The sequence below is a fragment of the Enterococcus sp. S22(2020) genome, assembly GCF_020295385.1.
In the GTDB taxonomy this organism is placed as follows: Bacteria; Bacillota; Bacilli; order Lactobacillales; family Enterococcaceae; genus Enterococcus_L; species Enterococcus_L dunnyi.
The window spans coordinates 21,111-40,639 of sequence record NZ_JACFUD010000007.1; the positions used below are offsets into that span (position 1 = coordinate 21,111).

General features: G+C 37.9%; 16 protein-coding genes and 1 pseudogene. 6 read left to right on the plus strand and 11 right to left on the minus strand.

The features are described from left to right. Window positions 1-24: 24 nt before the first annotated feature. The 3 genes from H3T55_RS14125 to H3T55_RS14135 form a co-directional block, all read right to left on the minus strand. Window positions 25-867 (minus strand): WxL domain-containing protein, encoded by an 843-nt coding sequence (locus tag H3T55_RS14125; RefSeq protein WP_225535330.1) that lies wholly within the window; start codon window positions 865-867, stop codon window positions 25-27. Continuing rightward, window positions 864-1,148 (minus strand): LPXTG cell wall anchor domain-containing protein, encoded by a 285-nt coding sequence (locus H3T55_RS14130; protein ID WP_176372813.1) that lies wholly within the window; start codon window positions 1,146-1,148, stop codon window positions 864-866. Before H3T55_RS14130 ends, H3T55_RS14125 begins: the two co-directional genes overlap by 4 nt. 191 nt (window positions 1,149-1,339) lie before the next feature. Beyond that, window positions 1,340-2,029: a DNA-binding response regulator gene (locus H3T55_RS14135; protein WP_225535328.1), complete on the minus strand. Its 690-nt coding sequence runs from the start codon at window positions 2,027-2,029 to the stop codon at window positions 1,340-1,342. A 410-nt stretch (window positions 2,030-2,439) separates the two neighbouring features. On the opposite strand from H3T55_RS14135, the gene H3T55_RS14140 reads away from it, so the two are divergent. Genes H3T55_RS14140 through H3T55_RS14150 form a run of 3 tightly spaced genes read left to right on the plus strand, consistent with a single transcriptional unit; the run spans window position 2,440 to window position 6,186 of the window. After that, window positions 2,440-4,365, plus strand: a complete 1,926-nt coding sequence (locus H3T55_RS14140; RefSeq protein ID WP_225535327.1) for a MucBP domain-containing protein — start codon at window positions 2,440-2,442, stop codon at window positions 4,363-4,365. Between the two features lie 56 nt (window positions 4,366-4,421). Next, window positions 4,422-5,867 (plus strand): helix-turn-helix domain-containing protein, encoded by a 1,446-nt coding sequence (locus tag H3T55_RS14145; protein WP_225535325.1) that lies wholly within the window; start codon window positions 4,422-4,424, stop codon window positions 5,865-5,867. Further along, complete coding sequence (locus H3T55_RS14150; RefSeq protein WP_225535323.1) at window positions 5,845-6,186, plus strand: hypothetical protein; 342 nt, start codon at window positions 5,845-5,847, stop codon at window positions 6,184-6,186. The genes H3T55_RS14145 and H3T55_RS14150 overlap by 23 nt, the downstream gene beginning before the upstream one ends. Window positions 6,187-6,569: 383 nt before the next feature. On the opposite strand, the gene H3T55_RS14155 is transcribed toward H3T55_RS14150, so the two are convergent. Then, the gene (locus H3T55_RS14155; protein WP_225535322.1) at window positions 6,570-8,033 is read right to left on the minus strand and encodes a MucBP domain-containing protein; all 1,464 of its coding nucleotides are present in this window, start codon (window positions 8,031-8,033) and stop codon (window positions 6,570-6,572) included. A 242-nt stretch (window positions 8,034-8,275) separates the two neighbouring features. On the opposite strand from H3T55_RS14155, the pseudogene H3T55_RS16735 reads away from it, so the two are divergent. Beyond that, window positions 8,276-8,395, plus strand: a pseudogene (locus H3T55_RS16735) (DUF3788 domain-containing protein); the annotation flags it as partial. Between the two features lie 116 nt (window positions 8,396-8,511). Here the strand turns inward: H3T55_RS16735 and H3T55_RS14160 are convergent. The 4 genes from H3T55_RS14160 to H3T55_RS14175 form a co-directional block, all read right to left on the minus strand. Further along, window positions 8,512-10,164 carry a peptide ABC transporter substrate-binding protein gene (locus H3T55_RS14160; RefSeq protein WP_225535320.1) on the minus strand — a complete coding sequence of 551 codons (1,653 nt, stop codon included), beginning with the start codon at window positions 10,162-10,164 and terminating at the stop codon, window positions 8,512-8,514. A 237-nt stretch (window positions 10,165-10,401) separates the two neighbouring features. Next, window positions 10,402-11,958, minus strand: a complete 1,557-nt coding sequence (rny, locus tag H3T55_RS14165; RefSeq protein WP_087640541.1) for a ribonuclease Y — start codon at window positions 11,956-11,958, stop codon at window positions 10,402-10,404. Between the two features lie 260 nt (window positions 11,959-12,218). Beyond that, on the minus strand, window positions 12,219-13,268 hold the full coding sequence (gene recA / locus H3T55_RS14170; RefSeq protein WP_225535318.1) for a recombinase RecA: 1,050 nt from the start codon (window positions 13,266-13,268) through the stop codon (window positions 12,219-12,221). A 114-nt stretch (window positions 13,269-13,382) separates the two neighbouring features. After that, a complete protein-coding gene (locus tag H3T55_RS14175) occupies window positions 13,383-14,624 on the minus strand; it encodes a competence/damage-inducible protein A (RefSeq protein WP_225535316.1) in 1,242 nt (413 codons plus the stop codon). Between the two features lie 175 nt (window positions 14,625-14,799). Here H3T55_RS14175 and H3T55_RS14180 point away from each other — a divergent pair, with 175 nt between their 5' ends. Beyond that, window positions 14,800-15,957 carry a hypothetical protein gene (locus H3T55_RS14180; RefSeq protein WP_225535315.1) on the plus strand — a complete coding sequence of 386 codons (1,158 nt, stop codon included), beginning with the start codon at window positions 14,800-14,802 and terminating at the stop codon, window positions 15,955-15,957. Window positions 15,958-16,159: 202 nt separating this feature from the next. On the opposite strand, the gene H3T55_RS14185 is transcribed toward H3T55_RS14180, so the two are convergent. The 3 genes from H3T55_RS14185 to H3T55_RS14195 all read right to left on the minus strand — a co-directional run bounded on the left by H3T55_RS14185 (window position 16,160) and on the right by H3T55_RS14195 (window position 18,203). Continuing rightward, window positions 16,160-16,783 carry an NAD(P)-dependent oxidoreductase gene (locus H3T55_RS14185; RefSeq protein ID WP_225535313.1) on the minus strand — a complete coding sequence of 208 codons (624 nt, stop codon included), beginning with the start codon at window positions 16,781-16,783 and terminating at the stop codon, window positions 16,160-16,162. Window positions 16,784-16,859: 76 nt separating this feature from the next. Beyond that, window positions 16,860-17,273, minus strand: coding sequence for an Rrf2 family transcriptional regulator (locus H3T55_RS14190; protein ID WP_225535311.1), 414 nt, complete (start codon window positions 17,271-17,273; stop codon window positions 16,860-16,862). A gap of 90 nt (window positions 17,274-17,363) precedes the next feature. Beyond that, a complete protein-coding gene (locus H3T55_RS14195) occupies window positions 17,364-18,203 on the minus strand; it encodes a helix-turn-helix domain-containing protein (protein ID WP_225535309.1) in 840 nt (279 codons plus the stop codon). Window positions 18,204-18,292: 89 nt separating this feature from the next. Between H3T55_RS14195 and H3T55_RS14200 the strand changes: the two genes are divergently transcribed. Beyond that, a complete protein-coding gene (locus H3T55_RS14200) occupies window positions 18,293-19,471 on the plus strand; it encodes an MFS transporter (RefSeq protein WP_225535307.1) in 1,179 nt (392 codons plus the stop codon). Window positions 19,472-19,529: the final 58 nt, after the last annotated feature.

The following is a 19,529-nucleotide window of genomic DNA, read 5'->3' on the forward strand; positions in this document are numbered from 1 at the left end:
TGATAAGTGATCTTTGTTGCTTTTTTATGGTTCTACTGTCAATGTCCAGGTCAAGTTTGTTGAATAAGCTTTAGCCTGTGACTGATCACTCGCTGGTACATTTAGTTTGATCCCTTCATAACGTTCAGCAGAAGGTGTTTTTGCTGGATCGTAATTTTCTTCTGTGTAGCTGTCAGCAAATACAGAAGATGTATAGGAATTCAACGTAAATCCTTCTGTTTTATTTTCTAAAACAACCAATTCACCCTGAGTGTCACCTACAACAGGAATCGTTGAGAATGAACCAAATTCGTCTGTTGTATCCATTGCTACTCCTGCAACTTTATCTGTCAGATCACTTGCTGCATAAGCAGTACTTGTTAGTGTATTTCCATAGATACGAATGCGGGTATTCGTTAATTTTTGAGGTGTACTATCTTTTGTTTTGAATATGTCATCTTGGTGTACACTTAGCTTCCATTTTGTATCGCTATTTCCAGATAAGTCCGCAACTTGTACTGAGTGGGGCATATAAAAAGCTTCAGCGCCCTGATTTCTAGTACGTTTTTCAGTCAATGCTTCATATTCTGTTGTTTTTAAATTCGTTTTATTTGAACCAAATGAAATATCTGGTAAATGAGTCACATAAACATTGCTTACTTCAGGCAGTGGCTTAGGCTTTGATGGATCTTCCGGATCCGGATCTGGATCCAGCGGACTTGGGTCTTTAGGCCCTTCCTCTGGTTTTGATGGATCAGGACGATCTCCTGCAGTAAATTCTGTTTCAGCTTTTGTTTTTGCTGTGCTTTCTTCTGCATAAACGCCTGTGGCTGAGCAGCTCAAAACGAGCCCGCTCAATAATAAGCTTGCGATTACTTTGTTTTTCATTCTTGTTCCTTCTTTCGTGTGTTTTTCATTTTTAAGTAGATAATACAACTTAAAAGACAAATCCCAATGACTAATAAATATAAACTTAGTTGTTCTCCAGTGTGTGGCAGTATTCCTTTGTCATCCGAATTGATGATTTTATCAATGATCGGTTTTTTAGGCTGTTCTCCTTGTGTAAAAGTAACGTCAGCTTGTGTCTTTCCAGAGGCTTGCGCAATCGTTCCAAAAAATGGAATAAATAAGAACAGCATACACATACTAGACCAAATCAATTTTTTCATCGTTGCCTCCCCTCCACATTTCCTGAGCACACCTTCCATATATGAAGTGAGCATGCTCTACTTTTAACGACTGTTTTGACTGACATTCTTTTTCCATTCGACTGCTGTTTACTTTGAGTAGGAATTCATCTTTTATGATCGGTCCCCAAACTACATGTATCACCCCCTCTCCATGGTTGAACCCTTTTTCTTTATGCGGATAGAGTCAACATATACCCTCTTGATCGAATCGTTTTGATCAAATCCTGTTCTCCTCGATTCGTCTGAGCAATTTTTGCTCGGACTTTACACACGATATTGGCTATCCTGCTCTGCGCCAAATCAAAATCAGCAATCATTTCTTTGCCTAACAAAGCTTCCGCAAGCATTTTATATGTACAAACTTCTCCTTTGTTTTCATAAAGAACCTCTAATAAACAATATTCCAGTCTAGTTAAAGGGACGTTATTTTTCCCAATAGATAAGCTCAGTCTTAAAGGGTCTAATATAAAGGACTTTCCTGAGTATGTTTCATCTTGCGTATTTTTATTTTGCTTCATTGCCTGTAAACTATTACCGATCGACAGATCGATTTCTTCAACTGTATAATCTTTTTCAAATATGCCGCAGACACCTAGCTGTAAATAGATGCTTTTCTCCCCTAATTGTTTTTCGGTAGTCGCTACCCAAATAGGTACACTCTCATGTGTTTTGATTTTAATGACCCATTCACAGATTTCACGGATGCCAAACTGTTGATTTTTACAGATCAGTAATGCATCGATCCCTTTCAAATCTTTTTCCTCTACTATCTCTTTTCCTTCAAGGAGGTGTGTAGAGGTTGGACCAGTAATAAATTCTCTACTGATTATTTTTTCAGTATCCAATATTCCTACCTTCATCATTTCTTCTCCTATTTATATTTTTCTAGTGAAATTAAAAATATATCTGTTCATCTCTATTCGATTTCAAATAAAAATGATATTTATTTATCTTTCACTTTACTAATATTCTTTCAAATCCAAGTAAAAAACAATGACAGCTCATTCGCTTTTTTCCTCTTTTTTCCGAACTTTCCGCGATTTTTTTGAACTTTTGAAAAAATAAAGAAAAAAAGTAGGAATTCATCTAGATGCTTTTTATTAAAAAGTGTATTATATTAATGGATTTCTTTTATAAAAGATACTTCTATCAGTTTAAAAAGATATTTCAAACGAATATTTCTTTTCTAATGTTCGAAATTCTTTCAATTACATATTTTTTTATTTTTCATAACATATTATTTTATTATTTATATCGAGGTGCTTTACTATTGAATACTTTTAAACGTGCAATTTTGCCTTCAGCATTATGCTTAAGTCTCTACCTTTTAAACAATAGTGCTACTGAAGTCATTGCAGTTGATTCAGCTATTGAAAATAGAGAACAAGCAACTGATAACTCTCCTAAAGCAGATAGCTTATTACAAACGATCACTCAGTCTGCTCCTTTGACACAAGAGCTTATTCCAGATCCGACTTTAAAAGAATTCATTCTAGCCACGTTGGGCAAGTCTACTGGAAGTACGTTGACACAGCAGGAATTAGCGACTCTGGTCTCTTTATACATTCCTGCAGATATCTCAGCTCAAATCAATAGCTTGTCAGGGTTAGAGTATGCAGTGAATTTAGCAGACTTCTTCTTAGGATCAAGTAACGTCGTAGATTTTAGTCCGTTAGAGCAGCTATCTTCGCTTAAGTTCGTTGATTTAAGTGGTAAAAACCTGACTTCTGCTAATTTTCCAGACCTAAAAAAAAGCAGCGGCATCATTCGCATATCTGCAAGTTCTGCTCAACTGACCAATGATGTTTTCCCTAAGTTGACACAGTTCGCACAATTGGAACGCCTTTATCTAGATTCAAATATGGGGATCACGACGATCGAACCGTTAAAAGTCTTACCTAAATTACGATCGATCTCTATTCAATTTTGCGGTGTGACAGATTTTACCGTCATCAAGGATTTTCCTGCATTAAATGATTTGGCAGCCTTTGGTCAAAATATCGGAAGAATGGATCCCGTTATGACTCTTACACGTTCAGAACTGGTTTATACACCTGAAGAGGAAACTATTTTTATTCCCTTTTCTTTGATGCCAAGCCGCCTAAAAAATTTTGATGGGTATTTACCGCCATTTTCACTTTCAACTTCCGCTAGTGAAATGATCCTTGAATTGAACGATATCCAACTACCTTCAAATCGCCTACAGGTTACAGAAAATGGCATTACTGTTTTAAATGTTCAAAAAGATGAGTACAACAATCTAGCGACCATGTACTATAATGCACGGATCAACAATCCCGTTGGAAGCTATGCTACACCAGCGAACTTTAATTTTTATTCGATTTCTTCTGGGACCTATCTACAGACCTTTTCGATCATTGACGATCCAATTCTTAGAGGCTTGGTCACGATCAATTTTCATGACCAAAAAGGGGCGGAACTTGCTGAGCCGGTCGTTTTATCTGGAAACGTCGGTGAAACCTTCACTGCACAGCCTAAGGAATTGACTGACTGGATTTTATTTTCGAGCCCAGAAACAACAGAAGGAACATTTACCCAAGCCGCTCAGGAAATGACCTTTGTTTATGAAAAAGCATCTGGTGCAGACGTCACAGTTTTATACACAGATGAAGATGAACAACCCATTGCACCTTCTGAAACCTTAAGTGGAAAAATAGGCGCTTCCTATCAGACGCAGCCTAAGCAAATAGACCATTATCAATTGATACAACAAATTGGACCTACTGAAGGAACATTCACTAAACAAGCTCAAACGATCCGATATATCTATAAAAAAAATGAGTTGCCAAATCTGCCAGACAGCAATAACGCCGATGTACCTACTGCTGCAGCACCGACACAAACTTCTATAGCTAATGAACTGATCGATTTGATTACTTCTCCTGTTGTTGTTTCAGGGAGCACTTCTCCTCACATAGAAAATACAAATGAACGGACCGTGGATTCTCAGAATCTCTCTTCCCTACCAGACACTTTAGCAAGTTTTAGAGAGCCAAAATCGGTACCTTCTAAAAAAAGTGAACGTAAAACGAACAAGTCTAGAGACGGTGTAGGTTCTGTAACCGTCAAATTTGTCGATGAGAATGGCAATGAAATAGCTAAACCAAACACTCTGACTGGAAAAATCGGAGAAACCTATAAAGTCACTGCAAAAAAAATACACCATTCAAAATAGAATGGCCGTTAGCTGCACTAACAGAATAATCGTTATAATACGCTAGGAGAAAACATATGGAGTACTTAGACTTTTTAGAGGACGAAGACCATGACAGGCTCAAGGTTCTTATGACATTACAGTCTTACAATGACCAATACCTGACACAGAAACGACTGATAGAATTAACAGGATTATCCAAATTTTTATTGGAAAAATATTTGAAAGAATTGAATCAAGATTGTCCAGAATTAGGGCTTTCTGATGAGCTTTACGATGAATTGACTTATCATCCTATCTCAAATGATACGATTCAAAAAACACAACATATCTATGCCCAACGTTCACTGAAATTCCGTTTTTTTATTGAAGTATTGATCGAAGAAAAAACATTAAACAAGTTTCAGGAAGAACAGCATATTGCCAAAACAACGCTTTATCAAATACGAACCAAAGTATTGAATTGTTTAAAGCAAGAAAAAATAGTGATCAAAAAAAATAAAATGATCGGACCAGAGATGCATGTCCGATCGATCATTTTCGATATTATTTCTTATTTTTATTTTGGCGAAAGATACCCTTTTTCCACCGAAAGCAGAAGTGACGCAAAGCAATTACTGAATCTTTTAATTTCTTATTTCAGCTTAGACTTAACTTTCTTTCAAAAACAAAAGCTATCATTATTCATTCACATCATACAGCTTAGAATCAAAAATAGACATATCATAAATGAAAACCTTTGTGCAGTTAGCGAGACGACTCAACAAATGTATCATCGTCAACTGAGGACGATCGAGCAAGCTTTAGCACCTGCAGCCGATCTTGCAGCCGAAGTTTTCAAGGAAAGTCATTACTTGTTGACCTTCTTATTTGTTTCAGAAATGCTTGAGCTCGATCTACAATTCAATAAAGAACTGTTTAGTCAGACACAAAGCGCAGCTCAAGAGCTGTTGACTAGCCTAACGTTACACTTTCCAGTTAGAGAGCTTCAAAAAAAGGAATTGTATGATTCGTTCTTAAAAAAATTACTTTGTTTGTCTATTTTTAGACAAAGCTATACGACTTTTGTTGATACAGCAGCTTATCGCTATTTTGCTGAAGTATATTCTTCCTTACATAGATTGATTTTGCGATTTATTCGTAAAGAGCATTTTCTTTCATCTCTAGAACTATCTAAAAATGATCAAGCAAAGCTTTATTACGACATAATGTTTACTGTGCTTTCTGTACTAGAACCTGTTCAGCTTGGAAAACCGATCAATATTTATATTGATTTTTCTCACGGCGCAGCTTACACAGAATATATTTGTCAGAGCCTACAACGCTTTCGCGATTTAAATATTGCTGTGCAAACAAGGTTTAATAATGATACGCAGATCGTTTTATCCGACTACCGCCTAAGAAAAGCAACTTGTCAGCAAATCGTCTGGAAACAGCCGCCGACACCATCTGACTGGGCTAAATTTGCTGATATCGTCATTGAATTGAGGGAGAAAGAAAATGAAAAAAATACGCTCTTTTAGGATCTACTTTCTAATTATCTTATTGATTTCTCTATTGGTCATTCAGCCGACAACTATCGTCTATTATGCCAAGGGCGCAGATCGTCAACTTTGGGAACTAGTAACTCCTGCTCATTCACAGGAGGGTGAGTTTAAAGATGAACCGCAGGAAGTCGTATTCGTTTACCGAAAAAAGAAGAATGGCGTTCCCTCACAACTTATCAACGTACCGCCAAAATTGCCAAATATCTCGCCTGGGCATAAACAAGAATCGCACTACGGCGATCTTTTGCGAAGTTTTTCGGGTATTTTCCTGTTTGGTTCTGCTCAATCTCGATAAAAATGAAATAATGACTATTCTATATATTTGACTTATTCGACAAGGTAACACAAAATCGTTCCATTTCTTTGTTCAAAAAAGACTGAGATAAACGTGTTTCTTTCCGAAGGAGCTGTTTTTTCTCACCGTTTATTCGCCTTTAAAAAGCGGGACAAAACTCTGGGAGTCAAATCCCAGACACCTGGAATCCGGATAAACGGTGAGAGCAGAAGCAATCCCACTACGTTGCACTCCGATCTCATCAAATGCTAAGGGCTAAAGCCCTAAGCTTTGAAGGTCAGAAATAAGCTAGAATTCACAAAAATTTGGAAAACAATTTTCGTGAATTCTAGCTTATTTCTCGGGATTAGACACTTCTGTCTCAACCTCTCTCTTTATCATGATCAAGGGGCTGGAATTACCGTTGGAATAAATGTTACTTCATACGTAACATCAATTGTTGCTTGATCCGCTATTCCTGTGTAATTAGCAGGTATATATTCTGGTTTTTCTTGGAAATACAAGAAGTTCGAGTAACTATCGATAGCAACGGCCCAGCCTAAATCCTCAATAGGCTTAGGAAAATTAAGTGTGTTCATCGTTTCCCCAGTTGGTTTAGTTATCAAAAATCTGATTTCTTTCGGCAAAGTATAACTTGCCCCTACTTTGACTGTCAGCTGGTCTTCAGATGCTGTTTCTCCTTGTGCATATGTTTTGCCATTATATGAGTTAGTATAATAGTAACCATCGATATCAGAAATATCCGGTCTTAAATAATCTGCATAGGGTGTGATTGAATTCAGCGTCAACGGCTGCTTCGTCCATTTATCGATATAATGTATATTGACCGTTACTTCATCCGTATAATACAGTTGGATGTCCTTTTCAGTTTCTCCAAAGGTTCCTTCTAAATCACCCACAGCATGATCGAATAAAAATCCCGAAATCTCTTTCGTTTCTATCTGAAATGTCTGTCCTATTTCACCACTTAAATGCTCTTTCGGCTGAATCTCCTGACCATTCATGTCTAAGTAGTGAACTGTGACTCGACCTTTTTGAGCTAATTCCTTTTGATATTCATAAACGACTGTTTGTTCTTGCTCCTTGATAGTTCCAACTGCATTCGGCGGCAATTTCATTTGATTCAGTACATACCCAGGTATCGCTAATTTGTATTGTTCTGTTGAAACATCATAGCTTTCTCCTATTTTCCCAAAAAGCACTTGCGGTGAATGGATCTCTTGACTATTCTCATCCACATACAACACAGTTATTTTAGATTCCCCAGCTGGCAGAACCACTTTTTCTGATGGATAATAGCCGACATATGTATATCCTTCAATAGCCTTAGGCTCAATCATTTTAGCTTCTCCCTCAAACAATTCCAGCTTCTCAGATGGAATGAGCGAGGCTTCTGCAGCCAAAGCTTTCATAGGAGATGGACCAAATGCCATCGGAATGATAACAATCAATAATAACTTTGAATATTTTCTATGTTTATATAAAATAAAAAAGCTAATCAAAATGAAGCCCGTCCCAAATAGCACTAGTTGAAATTGTCTGTTTTCCCCAGCTTTAGGCAAATTCGCTTGCTTTGTTGTTTTAGTCGTCGTTCCTTGATCATTCGTTTTATTTGATGTACCTGTAGCATTGGAACTGACATTAGTCGTATCGACATTCTTTTCATAAATCAGATTGTATTGTCCGTATTCATCGCTTACAGTTGGCTTTTCCTTGATAATCTTTGCCTGTTCCTGCGCATTAAGCGTCACAATGTCATAAAAATTGAGTTGTGCAGCCTCACTGTGTGAAGGTAACAAAAAAATTGCTGAAATTAGAATAAATAAACTAAGCATTGTCTTTTTCATGATCGATCTCCCTATTATAAATTTCACTTTTTTCATAATAAGATAATTCAAACATAAAAATATTATTTTTTTATCTTTTTTATAAATATTTAATGAATATCATTCGTTTTTTAATTTTCTGACTCTAATACAATTATATCCGTTCACATGACTTCATTGATAGGCAGCAGCTAAAGTCCAGAACGCCAATTCTTAATAGGTGCTAGCCAAAAGTCAGATTTTTCGTCAATTTTACAACGAGGATGGAACAGAAGTGTCCAACTCCAAGAAATAAGAGGGAATTCACGAAAATTATTTTTCAAATTTTTGTGAATTTCAGCTTATTTCCGAAGGAGTTACTTCTGCTTCCACCGTTTATTCGTTTTAAAAAGGACTGGGGTGTGACTCGTAGAGTCATGTCCCAGTCCCATTACTCCAGTCACTCGAACTTAAGCGACTTTTGTTTTATTCTCTTGTCTCAAACATTCAATTCAAGTGATTACTCTTCAATATATGCCCATTTGAAATCATATTTTGCTCCAGTTGAATGGTACACAACATCTTTGATTTTTTCAGAACGTAAGCGTGCTTCTGCTTTTTGATACAATGGGATAACGCCCTTATCATCCATGATCGTTTTTTCAGCGTTTAACAGATCTTGCCAACGTGCTTCTGGATTGTTTGCATTTGTTGTCGCAGCGCTATTCACTAATTTATCATATTCAGGATTTGAATAATGTCCTCTATTATAGGCATTTCCTGTAACAAATAAATCTAAGAAGCTGCTTGGATCTGCATAATCCGCTCCCCATGCACTCACTGCAATTTCAAAGTCTCCTTTGTTTGAGCGATCTAATCGTACAGAAAATGGTACAGGGCTGACAGACACTTTTAGGCCATCTAAGGTTTCAGATAATGAACCTTGTAGATATTCAGCCATTTTCTTCGCATTATCAGTATCATCGATCAATAAATCAACAGATAACGTAGAAATACCTAATTCATCTTTGGCTTTTTTCCATGATTCTTTTGCTTTGTCAACATCGTAGACAATATCATTTCCAGATTCTTTGGCAAAGTCTTCATCTGTTTTTGGATCAGCAGCTAAGCCTGCAGGTACTAAACCTTCTGGGACAGTTGAACCGTTTGCTAAAATTTGATCCACTAATGCTTTACGATCGATTGCATAAGATAAAGCTTTACGCAGATTTGCATTGCGATATGGTGAATTTTCTTCAATTTGGTTCGGTTCAAGATAGAATGTCGATGCGGCTTTTAAGGTAATGAAGTTTGGATCACTCTTCATTTGTTGCGCTAATTCACCTGACAATGGTACATCATCTGCTTGACCGTCTTGGAATAAGTTCAATGATGTCGGTGCTTCTTTTACGACATCGATCGTTACTTTGTCTAACTTGACTGTGTCTTTATCCCAGTATTTGTCATTTTTTGTATAAGACCAATTTGTATCTGTTCCAGGTCCGTCAAAATCAGTCAAAGTAAATGGTCCGTTATACACTGCTTTATCGCTATCAGTTGTATAATCTTTACCATATTTTTCAACGATATCCTGTCTTTGCGGTAAAAATGATGGGAATGCTAATAGATAGTCAAAAAATGGAGTAGCTTGTTCTAATGTGATTTCCAGTTCATAATCACCAACTGCTTTGATTCCAAGTTCTTCTTTTTTCATTTCGCCTTTGGAGATTTTTTCAGCATTTTTTACAGAGTTAAACATGTAAGCATATTCTGAACCCGTTGCTGGATCAACCGTTCTTTGCCAACCATATACATAGTCTTCAGCTTTTACAGGTTTGTCATCTGTCCATTTCGCATCTTCTCTTAATTTGATCTTATATGTTAGTCCATCTTCACTAACTTCTGCTTTTTCAGCAGCCCCAGCTGGTTGTGGCTTGCTGTCTTTATCTAAGCGGTAAATCCCTTCATACACATTATTCAATGCGACAAAACTTACTTCGTCCGTTGCTAATGAAGGATCTGCACTAGGCATTTCTTGTCTCTCAACTAAGCGAAATACCTTTTCTTCTCCGCTTGCACCACCATCGGCATTTTTTGAGCCTCCGCCGCAAGCAGCTAATGTAATACTTGATAAAGCAACTAAACCTAGAAAAGCGCTTTTCTTTAATTGCATAGTAAAAAACCCCCAGTTTTAATAAAATTCTATAAAGAATATAGCAAAGTAATAGGCTTATAGCAATTAAAACACTGCGGCTAGTTTAGTAAAAATATCCTGAATTTTTTCTCATTTATTTTACAAAAACAGGGTGAAAATATAGCCAAAAAGCCATTTTATGTACTTGAAAAAAATTAGGGGAAGACACAAAAAGAAACAGCCTGCTTATCACCGCTGGCTGTTTCTTTTCTTTTTTTATTTTGCGTAATCTACTGCACGCGTTTCACGGATGACCGTCACTTTGATATGACCCGGATAATCTAGATCATCTTCGATTTTCTTACGAATATCCCGCACTAAGCGCACAGCTTCTAAATCATTGATTTCATCTGGTTTGACCATTACTCGCACTTCACGACCAGCTTGTACAGCAAAACTAGACTCAACACCTTCAAACCCGTTAGAAATATTTTCTAAGTTTTCTAAGCGTCGGATATAGTTCTCCATAGATTCACTACGAGCTCCTGGTCTAGCAGCTGACAATGCATCTGCAGCCGCTACTAAAACAGAAATGACTGACGTTGCTTCCACATCGCCATGATGAGATGCAATCGCATTGATAACCGTCGCATTTTCTTTATACTTAGCAGCTAACTCTGCACCGATCTCTACGTGAGATCCTTCGATTTCGTGATCCAACGCTTTACCGATATCATGCAGCAAACCTGCACGTTTCGCTAATTGGACATCTTCGCCGATCTCTGCCGCCAATACACCAGTTAATTTAGCCACTTCGATCGAGTGGTTCAATACGTTTTGTCCGTAACTTGTACGGAAACGTAAACGACCTAAAATTTTGATCAAGTCCGGATGAAGTGTATGCGCCCCAACTTCAAAGGCAGCCTGCTCTCCGTATTCACGAATTCGTTCATCCATTTCTTTACGTGACTTTTCAACCATTTCTTCAATACGAGCTGGGTGAATTCGTCCATCTTGAATCAATTTCTCCAAGGTCATCCGAGCAATCTCTCTTCTGATTGGATCAAACCCTGACAGCACCACTGCTTCTGGTGTATCATCGATAATCAAATCAATTCCTGTCAACGTTTCTAAGGTACGAATATTACGGCCTTCACGACCAATGATCCTACCTTTCATCTCATCATTTGGTAAACTAACCACAGAAACTGTAGTTTCAGAAACCGAGTCAGCTGCACAACGTTGAATCGCTAATGAAAGCAAGTTTTTAGCTTTACGATCAGACTCTTCTTTCGCACGTTGTTCTGATTCCTTAACCATAACAGTTAATTCATGACTTAGCTCTTCTTCGGTAGATTTCATGATGATATCTTTTGCTTCATCTTTCGATAGTGAAGCAATACGTTCTATTTCTTGGTGTTGCTTTTCAACTAGTTCTTCTACATCTTTTTCTCGCTCATCAATTAATTGCTGTCTAGCACCAAGTTTCTCTTCTTTTTCTTCCAGTGAGTTTTCACGTTTTTCAAGAGAGTCATCTTTTCTATCTAAATTTTGCTCTCTTTGTAATAAACGATTTTCTTGAGATTTCAGTTCTAATTTGCTTTCTTTCAACTCACTTTCAATTTCTGACCGATACTTCTGGTTTTCTTCCTTAGCTTCTAATAAAGCTTCCTTTTTCAGAGTTTCCGCTTCTTTATTGGCACTTTCAATAATGCCTGCAGCAGAAGACTTTGCACCATCTATAGCCTTTTCATGACGCGATTTTGCAACGACTAACCCTAAACCCAGACCGACAATTAAACCGACGATAGCGAGGAGAATTTGTAAACCCATTGTTTCCACCTCCGTACTATCTTCAAATTTTCAATATTCATGTAGTTTTCTGATAAACTATAATCAATTATCAATATGCCTACTTGCATACGTGTAGTTATACACAACTTTATTCTAATGTTTGTGCACCAGTGTGTCAACTTAAAAAAGCCCTTTCCTAATCGAAAGAGCTTTGTTCCAATCAAGAAATTAGCTAAGAGAAAAAAACAAACTGTAAAAAAGCAATCACAGCTCTTTTACAGTTTGTTTATTTCTAGCTTCTATTCTTCATCAAGCGGTAATTCTTCTTGACCTTCTTCTACTTCAACAACGGCTGTACCGTCGCCGATACCATAAGCATCACGTACACGCTTAGAGACTTCTTCAACCATTTCTGGATGCTCAAGCATATAGATTTTCACATTCTCACGGCCTTGCCCGATACGTTCTTCTTTGTAGCTGTACCATGCGCCGCTCTTGTCTATGATATCTTTTTCAACAGCCATATCAAGAAGTTCACCTTCTTGAGAAATCCCTTGACCATACATGATATCAACTTCAGCCACCTTGAATGGTGGTGCAACTTTATTCTTGACTACTTTTATTTTCGTACGGTTACCAACGATATCTGTTCCTTGCTTCAATTGTTCCGCACGTCTTACTTCCAGACGAACAGTCGCATAGAATTTCAACGCACGGCCCCCAGGAGTTGTTTCAGGATTACCAAACATCACTCCGACTTTTTCACGGATTTGGTTGATGAAAATAGCAATCGTCTTCGTCTTGTTGATAGAGCCTGAAAGCTTACGCAATGCTTGTGACATCAAACGTGCCTGCAAACCAACGTGACTTGCACCCATTTCCCCGTCGATTTCCGCACGAGGAACAAGAGCCGCTACTGAGTCGATAACAACAATATCGATCGCGCCACTGGAAACTAAAGCATCCGCGATTTCCAATCCTTGCTCTCCAGTATCTGGTTGTGAAAGTAATAATTCATCGATATTTACACCTAATTTTTGTGCATATTGCGGATCTAAAGCATGTTCAGCATCGATAAAAGCAGCTGTGCCGCCTTGTTTTTGTACTGAAGCAATCGCATGCAGTGCTACAGTCGTCTTACCTGAGCTCTCTGGTCCGTAGACTTCAACGATCCGTCCGCGAGGATAGCCACCGACACCTAATGCAACGTCTAACGCTAATGAACCGCTGGGAATCGTAGAAACCTGCTGGTCTACTTTTTCCCCTAATTTCATTACTGAACCTTTACCAAAGTTCTTTTCGATTTTTTTTAGTGCGGCATCTAAGGCCACTTTACGATCATCTGCCAATCGATAATCCTCCTTATATATAAACGATTTAAGTTCCTTTTCAATAAATATATCATAACTGGTTTATTTAGAAAAAGCAAGAGAAAAACGAACAAACGTTCACCTTTTTTGTTTTTACTTATCAACAGCCCTACGAATCATATCCAAACCTTTCATTACAGCACTTCGACGGATGTACCGTCTGTCTCTGGTAAAATGCTGAAGCTCTGCAATCGTTGGTTTGCCCTTTTCCGCCAATCCAATCCAAACGGTTCCGGCTGGATGTCCTTCCAATTCGTCAGGTCCTGCGACTCCAGTAAATGAAACAGCAAAGTCAGCTCCACTTAATATTCGTGCTTGCTCAGCCATCGCAATGGCACAGAATTCACTCACTACCCCTTCCTTCTCTAATAACATCGGATCGATCCCTAAGAAAGCCTCTTTCGTCTGCACAGAATAGGTCACAAATCCCCCTTTAAAAACTTCGGAGACTCCCGGAACATCTCCTAGCGTACTTTGAAAAAGTCCAGCCGTTAAACTTTCAGCTGCGGAGACAGTTTTCCCAGCTTTTTTTAGCTGTTCGACTGTTACTTCTACCAAGCTATTCTCATCCCCATAACCGTAAAAGTAGTCCCCTACTTGCGATAAAATCTTAGCTTCAAGCTGATTCAGCAGCAGTTCTCCTTCTCCATGATCCGCCACTTTTGCTGTCAAACGTAAAGTCACTTCATTCGGCTTAGCATATGGAGCAATCGTCGGGTTACTTTGATGATCGATCAACTCTTTCAATTCTGTGACTAGCTGAGATTCACCGATACCGTAGAATCTAAGAACCCTTGATAATAACTCTTCCTTCTGCGGAAAAAGTTCTTCTAATAGAGGACGGGCGTTTTTCTTAAACATCGGCTTCAATTCATTCGGAGGTCCCGGTAAAAGTAAATATGTCGTATCATTTTCTGTCACTAGCGTTCCTACAGCTAAGCCAGCTGGATTTTGAATCGCTCTGCCGCCTTCGATCATTAAGGTTTGCCGTAGATTATTCTCTGTCATCTTATTTTTTGAAAAACTAAAATAGTCGTTCAACTGCCTCAATGCTTGCTCGTCTTGAATCAACGAGTGGTGGATGTGAGCTGCAACAGTATCCTTCGTCAAGTCATCATCGGTCGGTCCTAATCCACCGCATAAAACAATTAAATCACTCCGATCTTGTGCCTGCGTCAACAACTCATCTAATCGTACCGGATTATCACCTACGACAGTATGATAATAAACTTCGATCCCTAAATCTGCTAATTCTTCTGATAAAAATGTTGCATTCGTATTCACGACTTGTCCCAGTAGTAGCTCTGTACCAACTGCAATGATCTCTGCTTTCATTTTTTTCCCCTTCTCTGTTAAAATACGCAATTCATTCTGTTTTCATTTTAGCATAAGATTTTTTTTTATTGCCGTTAAATGTCTTTGTTTTTTATTTATAGCGATATGATTCCTGTCTTATATTTTAAAATATGATACAATTTGTTTATACATAAAAAGGAGGAATAATGAAACTATGAGTGCAATTATTGTTTTAGTAGGTATTTTGGGGATTATTATAGGAAGCGTTTTATCGATCAAAGCAGTCATTCAGCGAAAACAAAAGCAAAAACCATTGATTTTAACTGGTATTAGTCTACTTTTATTTATTGTAGGAATCATTCTAACACCATCTTCACCTACTCTGGAATTTGACGAAGCATCACTTAAAACAAATGACAAAGGAATCGCTACAGTCACAGGGAAAACAAATAAAAACAGCGAGCTTAGTGTAGATGGAGAAGAAATTGCTACCAAAGACGGTTCTTTCAGTTACAAAGTCAACTTAACGAGCGATGAAGCTCAAAAGATCACCTTTACAGCCACGCTTGGAGATAAAGAAACAGAAGAAGCTGTCACTGTCACGCCGTCAAAAGAGTTCGTTGCATTTTTGAATAAAGAAAAAGAGGCACAGGATACGATAGAGCAAGCCGAAGCGGCTCTCGTTTTAGCAGAGAAAAATCCAACGCAAAAAAACTATGATGAAGCAGCAACATTAGTCACTTCTCTAACACGAGAGGATCTCACAAAACGCTTAGCGATCGTTAAAGAAAACGTCCCTATTTATGCAGCTGTTGAGCTTGCCGAAACCAAACAAACCAAAGAACAGCTTGATTCTGCCACTGCCTTAGTAGATAAAGCTACATTAAATAAAGATTCTTTATTAAAACGTTTAGAGACTGTTCAACAAAAAATCACTGAAAAAGAGCGCGCTGAAAGCTTAATTGCGGCAGCACGAACTGCTGTTGAAAAAGCTGAGCAAGAACCGACCGATGCACATTATGAGCAGGCTATCGCTAGGATCAACGAGTTGCCTAGCGGGAATAAGGATCTAAGTAATCGAGCTAGCGGAGTTAAACGAACACTGGATGCACAAAAAGAAGAAGCAAAAAAAGTTGCTGAAGCGCAGAAAAAAGCAGAGGAGCAAGCCGCTGCTGAAGCACAACAAGCAGCTGCAGCAGCGCAAACACCAGAAGCACCTGCACCAGACACTCAAGGTGTTCAACAAATGGTTTTAGTTACACCAACTGGAGAAAAATACCATGCACGAAAATGCGGGAATGGCACATACACTCCTGATACATTAGAAAATGCCACAGCACGTGGTTTAACCCCTTGCTCTAAATGTTATTAAAAAGAGAGGTCGAAACAGAAGTGTTCAACTCTGAGAAAATAAGAAGGGATTACTTCTGTTTTCACCATTTATTCGTTTTTTAAAGGGACTGGGTCGTAACTCGCAGAGTTATGTCCCAGTCCCTTTAGTTCTTAATAAACGGCGATAAAAAGTCAGGTGCTTTGGAATTAAGCACTTTTGTCTCATCCTCGTTCGATCTATTTTATTGATGCACGCTAAATCGTTGTTCGGGATGTGCATTATTTTGAATTTCATCGACCATCGCAATCGCATAATCTGCATAAGAAATATAGCTCTTACCAGCGGCATCTGTTTCTAGTTCTTCACCTGCAGCGACATATTTTCCTGTTTTCGGTCCTTCTGCATCAAACTCAGCAGCTGGGCTGATATAAGTCCAATGAATATTTTTAGCTTCTTTTAACAAATCCAGTCCTTTGCCCATCGCTGTAGCTAATGGTTTAAATGCTTCTGGGAAGTCTGGTGTTTCGCTTAGACGCATCGTATGTGCTTGATCAACGTATAAGCTTCCAGCTCCGCCAACGACTAATAAACGAGTATTTAGACCGTTCAAAATGTCGATCAAGTGCTGTGTGGAGCCAGTAAATTCACTCACGTCACCCCAAAAGCCTAATGCACTGACTAATACATCAAACTCCTTGATGTCTGATGCTGTTAATTGATAAACATCTTTTTCGATCACAGGCGTTCCATCTGTGATTTTTTCTTTAGCACGAACAATTGCAGTTACTTCTATCCCTCTTTTTTTCGCTTCTGCTAAAATGGCTGAACCTGCTTTTCCGTTTGCTCCTAAAATTGCTACTTTCATGTTTGTTCTTCCTTTCTTTTAATGAAACTTTTTTTGTTACATTTAATAGTAAAAAGAGAAGAGACCCTTTTGTCTCTTACTGCTTTATTTGATGGATGACATCAGATAACGGAATCTCTTTTAATTCTTTTTCCATACGTTCTTGTACTTTACTGTATTGTTCTTCTAATGCTGCTTGAATATTCGCTCCTACCAGACAATTCGGGTTTGGATTTTGATGGATATTGAATACTTCATGTTCTAATTCCACCGCTTCATAAATGTCATAAAGAGAAATATCTTCCGGTTTCTTCAATAAATAGGTTTGTGTTGCGCCTCTGCTTGTGTGGATCAGCCCAGCTTTTTTCAGCTTGCTCATCAAGCGTCTGACAACTACCGGATTCGTATTTACGCTTGATGCGATCAGTTCAGAGTTCACTTGATCTGGTGGTCCAATTTCGATCAGGCTTAGAATATGGATCGCAACACTTAATTTTGTCGACATGGCCATGTCTATCACTCCAATTTAAAAGTAACTATTTATGTTACATTTAAATTTTACTGCGTTTATTATTGAAAGTCAATAATAAAATTCGATTTTTTATTTGGTATATGTCATCAGTGAATGAACAACAGCATCATAGCCTATTTGTTTCATATACGCCAGCATAGTTGGAAGTGGATCTTTTGGTGATAGTTGCTTCTTTTGCTGGATGATTTTCTCAATAAATAAATCACTAAGCAACTCTTGATACAATTTGTTTTGTTGACGGGCATATTGTTTGGCGTGATTGAAGTAGGTTTCTGCTTTTACTAATTGTTGTTGCTCGAGTAGTAATTGTCCCAGATTTAATGATAGATGGATCTTGATATTGTTTTCTTTGGGAAATCCTTCATACTTACCAAACTCAGTAATTGCTCGGTCATACAAGAAAATGGCTTCGTCTAGTTCAAAAAGCTGAATAAAATTGTTCAGTCGTCTAAAATCATAAAACAGCCAATTTTCTATTTCAAATAGCACCGGCCGCATATAGTTGGAAATATCTTCTTTTGTCAGGATTGCCGGTAGATCATTTTCGAGCAATGCGAACTGAGAGAGTAAAAACAATTCATAAAATTGGATGCTTTCTTCCTTGTATTCAGCGATTTGTTTCGCAACTTCGGTTAATTCTTCTTTCTGTCTATAATTTTCAGCTTGGATCAATTTTTTATAAAAATAGTCATATTTGCTAGGTAAAAATCCGCGATCAATATAGACAAACTCATCTAACGTCACGGTCAATCGCTCAAGCAATTGCAAGACCTTATCAAAGCTAGGGACATACAGCTGATTTTCAAACCTCGATAAATTTGAACGGCTCATGATCCCTTTACACAAAGCAGCCTGACTAAAACCGCGCGATTTTCTTATCATTTTGAGTGTTTTGCCATATTGAATCATCTTATTCTCCTTTTTGTGCGTATACGCAACAAAAAATCCGGTTCATTTTTTCTTATGATACCATACTTAAAAATCATACGGAGGTCTTTATGATCAAAAAAATGACGATTCAGGTGCGAACGATCCTTTTGGGAACACTATTCACTCGTATCACTTTTTTTATGAGCACCCCTTTTTTAGCAATCTATTTGTCTAATAGCTGTCAATTTTCAGCTGTTGAAATCGGCTATATCCTTAGCATTAGCCCCTTGATAAGTGTTTTGTGCAGCCCGATCGGAGGTTATTTATCGGATAAAGTCAAATTTCAGACACTCCTGATTTATACGGCGATTTTCTGGGGGACTATTTTTATTGGATTTTTCTTTGCTTCAACGGTTCCTCAATTTTTATTTCTCAATGCTTTAAATGGCTTTTGCTATGTTATTTTCGAACCAACAGCTAAGCGAACATTATCTCTTTTTTCCCTGCCTGAAGAGCGCTTATCTATCTACAATTTCAGATATGCTTCAATTAATATCGGTGCTTTTTTAGGTCCTTTATTGCATTCACTATTCACTGACGATTCTTCACTTTTTTCTTATTTGGTTCTTGGCGGAAGCTACATTGTTTATGGACTTCTTCTATTCATTACGATGCGAAAAGAACCGCCAGCTTTTAAACAGCAAATCAGCGATTGTAAAAGGACTCAAAAGAACGATCCCTTTTCTATTTATGCCTATATTTTCCTGTTGCTAGGAGTGACATTTTCTTATTTTGGCTATGCACAATTCAATTCGACTGTTCCTCAATTTTTCAATACGCGTTCTTTGTTTCCATCAGGAGCTTCTTTATATAGCGCTATGCTGATGATCAATGCCGCTTTGATCTTATTATTGCAAGTGCCGATCATTAGATGTACTAAACGTATTTCTTCTTTTGCTACAATAATCATTAGCAATATGATGTTTGCCTGCAGTCTTTTTTTACTCCCTAGGGCAACTGATCTTTTAGTATTTTTTATGGTAGCCTTATCCTATAGTTTAGGAGAATTATTTTTAGGTGTCAGATTTGATTATCTAGTTGATCAGCTTGCTCCAAAAGGAAAAAAGGGATTCTATTTTGGGTTAGCTGAAATACCGAAGCTTGGAAATACATTCGGTCCAATCATTGGCGCTTATTTGATACAATCTTTCTCTATGACTGAACCGCACAAGGTATTTTTTACTCTTGCATTGATTACTTTAGGTGGTAGTTTCTTTATTAAAATGAGTGCACGAAAGGCCAAATAAAGTGAAAACACTCTGTCCACTCTGCGTTTAAAGAGTTGAGACAGAACGCCCTCACTTA